4 protein-coding genes and 1 pseudogene are annotated in these 6,676 nt (G+C 65.8%); 3 read left to right on the top strand and 2 right to left on the bottom strand.

Going from position 1 to position 6,676, the window contains the following annotated elements; genetic code table 11:
- Positions 1 to 132 precede the first annotated feature (132 nt).
- The gene (locus ASF20_RS24220) at positions 133 to 474 is read right to left on the bottom strand and encodes a hypothetical protein (protein WP_156648108.1); all 342 of its coding nucleotides are present in this window, start codon (positions 472 to 474) and stop codon (positions 133 to 135) included.
- 210 nt (positions 475 to 684) lie between these two features.
- Between ASF20_RS24220 and ASF20_RS24215 the strand changes: the two genes are divergently transcribed.
- On the top strand, positions 685 to 1,227 hold the full coding sequence (locus ASF20_RS24215; protein WP_156648107.1) for a hypothetical protein: 543 nt from the start codon (positions 685 to 687) through the stop codon (positions 1,225 to 1,227).
- A gap of 380 nt (positions 1,228 to 1,607) precedes the next feature.
- On the opposite strand, the gene ASF20_RS16530 is transcribed toward ASF20_RS24215, so the two are convergent.
- Complete coding sequence (locus ASF20_RS16530) at positions 1,608 to 2,165, bottom strand: metallophosphoesterase family protein (protein ID WP_056275898.1); 558 nt, start codon at positions 2,163 to 2,165, stop codon at positions 1,608 to 1,610.
- Between the two features lie 275 nt (positions 2,166 to 2,440).
- Here ASF20_RS16530 and ASF20_RS16525 point away from each other — a divergent pair.
- Together ASF20_RS16525 and ASF20_RS16520 are read left to right on the top strand one after the other, a co-directional pair.
- A pseudogene (locus ASF20_RS16525) lies at positions 2,441 to 3,175 on the top strand (IS5 family transposase).
- A 253-nt stretch (positions 3,176 to 3,428) separates the two neighbouring features.
- Entirely contained in the window at positions 3,429 to 6,089 is a 2,661-nt protein-coding gene (locus ASF20_RS16520; RefSeq protein ID WP_056275895.1) for a response regulator, read from the top strand.
- Positions 6,090 to 6,676 lie beyond the last annotated feature (587 nt).

Here is a 6,676-nt window from a genome sequence, read left to right as displayed (position 1 = left end):
GGGCATCGGATAAACACCTCACGCGAAAGCGTTGTCGGTGTCCACCAAACCGGGGCAATCCCAGACGTCTGATGGGAAACGGCTGCCTGCCTGGAACGAGAACCGCAGCCGTCGTGACAAAACTTGAGCTTATCACCGGTGGTTTTCACGATTTTCACGCGCAGCAGCTTCAAAGATGCAGACGCTTTGATCGGGACGCAGATGCCAAATCATGCGATGGATGATAGGCGGTCGGAGCGGTCCACGCTGCAGTCGTGCGGTGCGCGTATCCTCATCGAGCTTGCCAATCCTGCGAGTTGTGCCCTCGTTGACCGCTCGTTGGGTGGAACACGATCGCGGGTCGTTGGCGTTCTGGGAATCCCCGATCGTTTCGTCTTGCAAATTCGATCCGTGAAACTTCGGGTACGGGTGGCTTGGCGCAACCTTGCCGAACTCCGCGTTGCGTTCGAGGGAGATTAATTCCCACACGGTCACGAAGTCAGTCCATCATCTGGCCTCGTCGCATCCGGCGGTCCCACCCGCGACATCTCCGGCTCGCCATTTCAGCGGAGTTGGGGATAGCCGTCAGACAGGTTCCGTTTGGCGATCTGCGGACGCTTCGGTTGCAACCAGTCCGAAACTTCCGCGACGGCATGCTGATACCGGCAAGATCGATCCAGGGTGAGCGATCCGTGTGCGAGGGACATGGCACAAACGTTCAGACGCCGCCTGTTCCTCGAACGGGTTTCCTGCCGGACATCTGCACAACCTCTCGCGCTTGAGGCCGAATTCACGCGGGACAACGTGGATATCGCCTGTCAGGCTCTGTCCTTGAAGCTCGTCTCGCTCGTGGAAGTGGATGATATGAGCAAATACGCATTTCGGATCACGCGCCCCGGGCTTCTCCTGCTTGCCGGGCAGATCGAGGACGCGGCGGCGCTGATCGATCGGGGGCTAGGCATCAGGCGGCTTCCGATCCCAGCGCCTTGGGGCTTGATCGGCAACAAGCTCCGCCCCGGCGGCCCGGGAATGTCCCTGAAAGGAAGTGGACCTCGTGCCTACGCGACGCAGCTGATCCTGGCGGTCGCCTCCGGGCATGCGATCGTTCAGGGGGATGTCGTTCGCGGCAACGCGAATGCTCCACGTCCTGGCGCGTTCACCGAAGCGCCGCGCCAATCGGAGCGACTCGGAACGTCGTTGCCTCTTAGAAACTGGGGCCGAACCAAGGATCGGGATCACCCAGTGTGATCCGGGCTTGGCCGCTGCTGCCGCACGCGGTGTTCGCGCACCGGATAGGTGCCGGCCGGCGCCTCGACACTCCGTCTTGATCACCCAAGCGTCATCGAAAGGCTTGCCTGGATGTGCAAGCGGCATGTCCGATGTACATTCAGGCCGATCAGGATTTCGCGTTGAGGAACTGCGTATTACGAATTTTCATATTGCGCTGGTCTGGAGCTCTGCCTGATTATCACCGCACTGCCGTGACCAACCCCAGCGCATGGAGGGCGCATTTCGGGGGTGAAGGATCGAGGTCACGCCACGTCGGAGATGCGAGCGCAGAATCCGCAGCGCCGCAGAAAGTCGGCGAACGCCGAGCCATCTCGGGGGCGTCGGATCGTCGGAAAGGCTCAGCGTAGGCCGCGCGCCGCCATTTCCTCGGGAGCCTGCAGCGCCGCGTCCAGACGCGCGATCAGCGTTGTCAGGTCGACTGGGCGGTAATCGCAGGCATCAGCGCCGACATCACAGGAACGGGTCGTATCCGGCAGGCAGGCATGCGTATGTCCATACAGGTGCCGGGTCTCCCGCCAGAAGCCCGGCCAGGACCGGTGCGGGTAATGCGAGAGAAAGAGCCGCAAAGCGAAGCCTTTGGAATTCTCTACGGTGATACGGGCGCTTTCCACCGGTGGCTCGCTCCAGGGCAGTTCGAGCACCCGGTTCGTATCATGATTGCCTCGCACCAAGCGCTTGATGCCATTCAGGCGAGCAAAGACAGCGGCACAATGCGCGCGGCTGGCATCAGCGGCGAAGTCACCGAGGTGCCAGACCTCGTCGGCCACTCCGACGACCGTATTCCAGCGGGCGATCAGGGCCTCGTCGTGGGCCTCCACGGACCCGAAAATCTGACGTCGACGCTGAACCAGAGATGCGTCACCGAAATGCGTGTCGGCCGTGAAGTAGGTTGTCATGCATCCTGAGGAATAGTTGCGCTTCAAAGAGGAATGAAAGAGCCGGCGCTCTGCCACGCAACGAGGTTGTGCGACCTCTTTGGCGTTCAAGCTGGCGCAATGTCGCTTGTATCGAGACGACAATCTTCACGGGGTCGGCCGTTCAGCGCGCTGCCACGCGCAGGAACCCTGGCTCGTTGGCATCCATTTCCCCGACGCAGCCCTACTCAGAGCCTGTTTGAGCCCCTCCGCCGGCCGCCCCCATCTGTCTGATCTTGCAAGCGGGATTGGACGAGGTGGCCCGTTTCCTGATTCGAGCCGATCCGCCGGGCCGTCCAGAAGCGACGGCGGCGCGTCAATTGCTGGCGGGGATCGCATGGTACCTGCGAACGGGCGGAGGATGGCGGACGTTGCCGGCCGGCTTTCCGCCCTGGCGCACGGTCTACGGCTGGTTCCGGCGCTGGATCGAGAAGGGACTGTTCGAGAGCCTGATGCCGGCTCTGGCGCGCCGTCAGCGGCGGCGTTGCGGACGTCGGCCCGATCCACGGCTGGCGATCATCGACACGCAGACAGTCAAGTGCATCGGGGTACGCGGGCCGCGCGGCTACGATGGCGCCAAGAAGCTGGTCGGGCGCAAACGCGTGGCCCTGGTGGATGCCGAAGGGCACGTCCTGGCGCTGGCCGTCGTGCCGGCCAACGTGCAGGATCGCGACACCCTGCCGGCGCTGGGTGCGGACAAGCAGGCGTGGCCCAGCCTGCGTCCGGCTCTCCTCGACGGTGCCTTCATAGGCCGAGCGCTGCAAAAATGGTGCAACCTTCGAGGCATGCGCCATCGCGTGGTCTAAACGCAGCGGGACCAGAAGGGCTTCGTCGTGCTGGAGCGGCGCTGGGTCGTAGAAAGGACCTTCGGCTGGCTCAGTCACTGGGGCGGCCGACACCGTGAGCGCGCTGGTCGCCTCGACGTCGCAAAGTGTCGCCTCGCCTGCGTCGCTAGCCTCATGGCCGCCAACGCCCTCAAGAATCCCGCCTGAAATCATGATCTCAAACAGGCTCTGAGGCGGACGCGCGTCCCGTCTCCGCCGGGTTCAGCGGACTTGGCCGGGCCGGACCGCTGGAACGAACGTGGGTTGTCTCCCATGCCGGCAGGCGCCGCACGGCTTCGTGAAGCCGTGAGCGAGCTGGGCATGGTCTACAGACAGCGCCTGTTGCCTCCCTGATGGCCGCGTCGTCCTCAGGGTTACCGGGTCCTCGGACGGAGGCGGCCAGCACCGTACGGGCAATTTCATGGTTCATACCGGCTACGACCCCGCCCTTGTGGCGCTCTCGATCGCCATCGCGGTCTTCGCTTCTTACACGGCGCTCGACCTCGCCGCGCGGATCCGCAGCGCGACGGCCGGCCTGCGCTGGGTCTGGGTCGGCGCCGCCTCCCTCGCGATGGGGGGCGGGATCTGGGCGATGCACTTCGTCGGCATGCTCGCCTTCGAGATGGGCGCTCCCGCCACCTATGATCTAAGCATCACGGCCCTGTCGCTGCTCGTTGCCGTGACCGCCACGGCGGCGGCCTTCGGCTGGGTCGCGATCCGAGGAACTTCGCTCCAGTCGCTCCTCGTCGCTGGGCCTCTGATGGGCCTCGGCGTTGCCGCCATGCACTATGCCGGCATGTCAGCGATGCGGGTCCCGGGCAACACGGTCTACGATCCGGCCTCGGTCGCCATCGCGGTCTCGGCGGCGACCGCCGCTCTATGGCTCGCCTTCCGCCGCAACCGTCTCTGGCAGAAGCTGATCGCGGCCTGCATCATGGGGCTCGCCGTGGCCGGCATGCACTACACCGGCATGGCAGCGGCCAGTTTCACCCTCACGGCGGGCGGCGCCCCCGCGGCGCAGCGGGCGATGCCGGCGGCCGGCCCGCAGAACCTCGCCCTGGCCGTAGCGGGCGTGACTTTCGTCATCCTGTTTCTCGCAATGATGGCGGGCTCCCTCGAACAGGGACGGGTTCAACGACGCCTGCACGTCAGTGAGGCGCGGTTCCGCTCCGCCGTCAGGGCGGTCCACGGCGTCATGTGGAATACCAACGCGGCGGGCGAATTCGTGGAGGAGCAGCCCGGCTGGGAGCAGATCACCGGGCAACCCTTCGTGGAATATCGTGGCGGCGGGTGGACGCACGTCTTGCACCCCGACGACGCGGAGAATGCCCGCCTCGTCTGGGAATTGGCGGTCCGAACAGGCACGCCCTACGTCGTCGATCAGCGCGTGCGTCACCCCGACGGCGGCTGGCGCCATTATGCGGTGCGCGCCGTGCCGGTACACGACCTCGACGGTGCGATCCGGGAATGGGTTGGCGTCCATGTGGACGTCACCGAGCGGCATGCCTACGAAGCGGCGCTGCGGGAGGCGCGCGACGCCGCTGAGGAAGCGAGCCGGGCGAAGAGCCGCTTCCTCGCCAACATGAGCCACGAACTGCGAACCCCGCTCTCCGCAGTCATCGGCTATGCCGAGATGCTCGAGGAGGAGGCGGAAGACCTCAGGCAAGACAGCTTTCTTGCCGATCTCGGCAAGATCCGCACGAATGCTCAACACCTGCTCGGTCTGATCAACGACGTGCTCGACCTATCGAAGGTCGAGGCCGAAAAGATGGACGTGTATGCCGAGGACATCATCGTTGAGGCGTTCGCGCGTGACGCCGCCGCGACCGTCGAGGCACTGGTGGCCAAGAAGGGCAACCGCCTCGTTGTCGACCTCGCATCGGACCTTGGCGATGCGCGCACCGACGCGGTGAAGCTGCGCCAGTGCTTGTTCAATCTGATCGGCAACGCCGGCAAGTTCACCGAGGAGGGGACCGTCACCCTCCGAGTCCGGCGCCACACAACGGCGACGGAAGATTGGCTGAGCTTTGCCGTCGCCGATACCGGCATTGGCATGTCGCCCGAGCAGGTGGCGGGGCTGTTCCAGCGCTTCGCCCAGGCGGACGAGACGACAACGCGCAAGTACGGTGGAACCGGCCTTGGCTTGGCCTTGACCAAGGCGTTCGCCGGCCTGATGGGCGGGGATGTCGTGTTGGAGAGTGCCGAGGGGCGAGGGACGACTTTCACCCTGACCGTGCCGGCCGTTCTCCCCGCCGTCGCGGTTTCTGACACTTCTGAGCCCGATGAGCGGTCCGAGCACGGGGCAGGGGGCAACCGGGGCCTCGTGCTCGTCGTCGACGATGAGGCGAGCCAGCGGGACCTCATGGCGCGCTTCCTGGTCCGGCAGGGGTTCTCGGTGCGAACGGCCGGCGACGGCCGGGCCGGCCTCGACTTGGCGCGCACCCTGTCGCCCCGGGTCATCCTGCTCGACGTGATGATGCCGGAGGTCGACGGCTGGACCGTCCTGGCAACCCTGAAGGCCGATGCGGCGACCCGCGACATACCGGTGGTGATGGTCAGCTTCGTGTCCGATGCGGCGCTTAGCGAGTCGCTGGGAGCAGCCGATGCGCTGCCCAAACCGGTCGATTGGGGACGCCTGAAAGCGGTACTCAGCCGGCTCGGCCCTGTGGGCGGCGGGGTGCTGGTGGTGGACGACGATGCGGGAATGCGCGAGCGCCTGCGCCATGTGCTGGAGCGCGACGGCTGGTCGGTGCGTGAAGCCGGCGACGGGGTCGAGGCCCTGGCGCGGGTTCACGAGACGCGCCCCGCCGTGATCCTACTCGACCTCACCATGCCGGTCATGGACGGCTTCTCGTTCCTCCTACGGCTGCGTGCTCTCACCGACTGCGGCGACATCCCGGTGGTGGTGCTGAGCGCCCGGGACATCTCTCCGACCGAGCGTAACGAACTCACCGGCGTCGATCGCGTCGTACGGAAGGGGGATGCCAGCCTGCAGGAGTTGGCCGCCGAAATCGCACGGCTCGGACAGCCTGCGGAGATGTCGCCCGTCGAAACCCTGGGAGGCAGCCGGCAGAGCGGTTGACCAGCAAGAAGGCAGCGTCCACCCGGTCAACTGCGCGCGCTGGCGCGGGACGAGGTCCGGCTTCACCAGAACTTCGGGCGGACCGCCATCCTCCGCCTCGACCCGCGCGAAGGTCTAGGCACGACACGCTCGAGGCCCACGTCGACCGTGGTCAGGCGATAGGGAGGCCGGGCTGACCCCGCGATGTGGTCGTAACCGGCGCCCAGCACGGCCTCTGGACAGCGTAGACAGAATTTCGACCCTCAACGCGTCGATGGCGCTCATCGCCGCCAGATCGTTCTGGCAGAACAGGCCATCTGGCCCGATGCCGAAGGCATAGAGTGCCCTCACCGCCGCGGACCCGCCGCCGTGGTGGTGGTCTCCCTGCGCCCGGGCGCAGTCCGTGATGCCGAGTTCAGCGAGGCCTTGTCGGAAGGCGGCCTCACGGCGCTCCTGGGCAAGCGTTCCCAGCCAGCACGAGATGTAGCCGAAGCGACAGGCGCCCTGCTCGTACAGATGCTGCGCGATCGTGTCGCTGGCCCCATGGTCGTTCGCCCACCACCGCGCGGACCCAACGATTGGTGACCGAGGCGTTCACCGATCACGAT

The organism is Methylobacterium sp. Leaf88 (genome assembly GCF_001422795.1).
GTDB lineage: Bacteria > Pseudomonadota > Alphaproteobacteria > Rhizobiales > Beijerinckiaceae > Methylobacterium.
Note: the sequence above shows the minus strand (reverse complement) of the source record. Positions and strands in the feature narration are given on the sequence as shown.

Excerpts from the sequence above, each read along its gene's own strand:
- ASF20_RS24215 (WP_156648107.1), top strand. The coding sequence starts at position 685 with ATGGCACAAACGTTCAGACGCCGCCTGTTCCTCGAACGGGTTTCCTGC.
- ASF20_RS16520 (WP_056275895.1), top strand. The coding sequence starts at position 3,429 with ATGGTTCATACCGGCTACGACCCCGCCCTTGTGGCGCTCTCGATCGCC.
- ASF20_RS16530 (WP_056275898.1), bottom strand. The coding sequence starts at position 2,165 with ATGACAACCTACTTCACGGCCGACACGCATTTCGGTGACGCATCTCTG.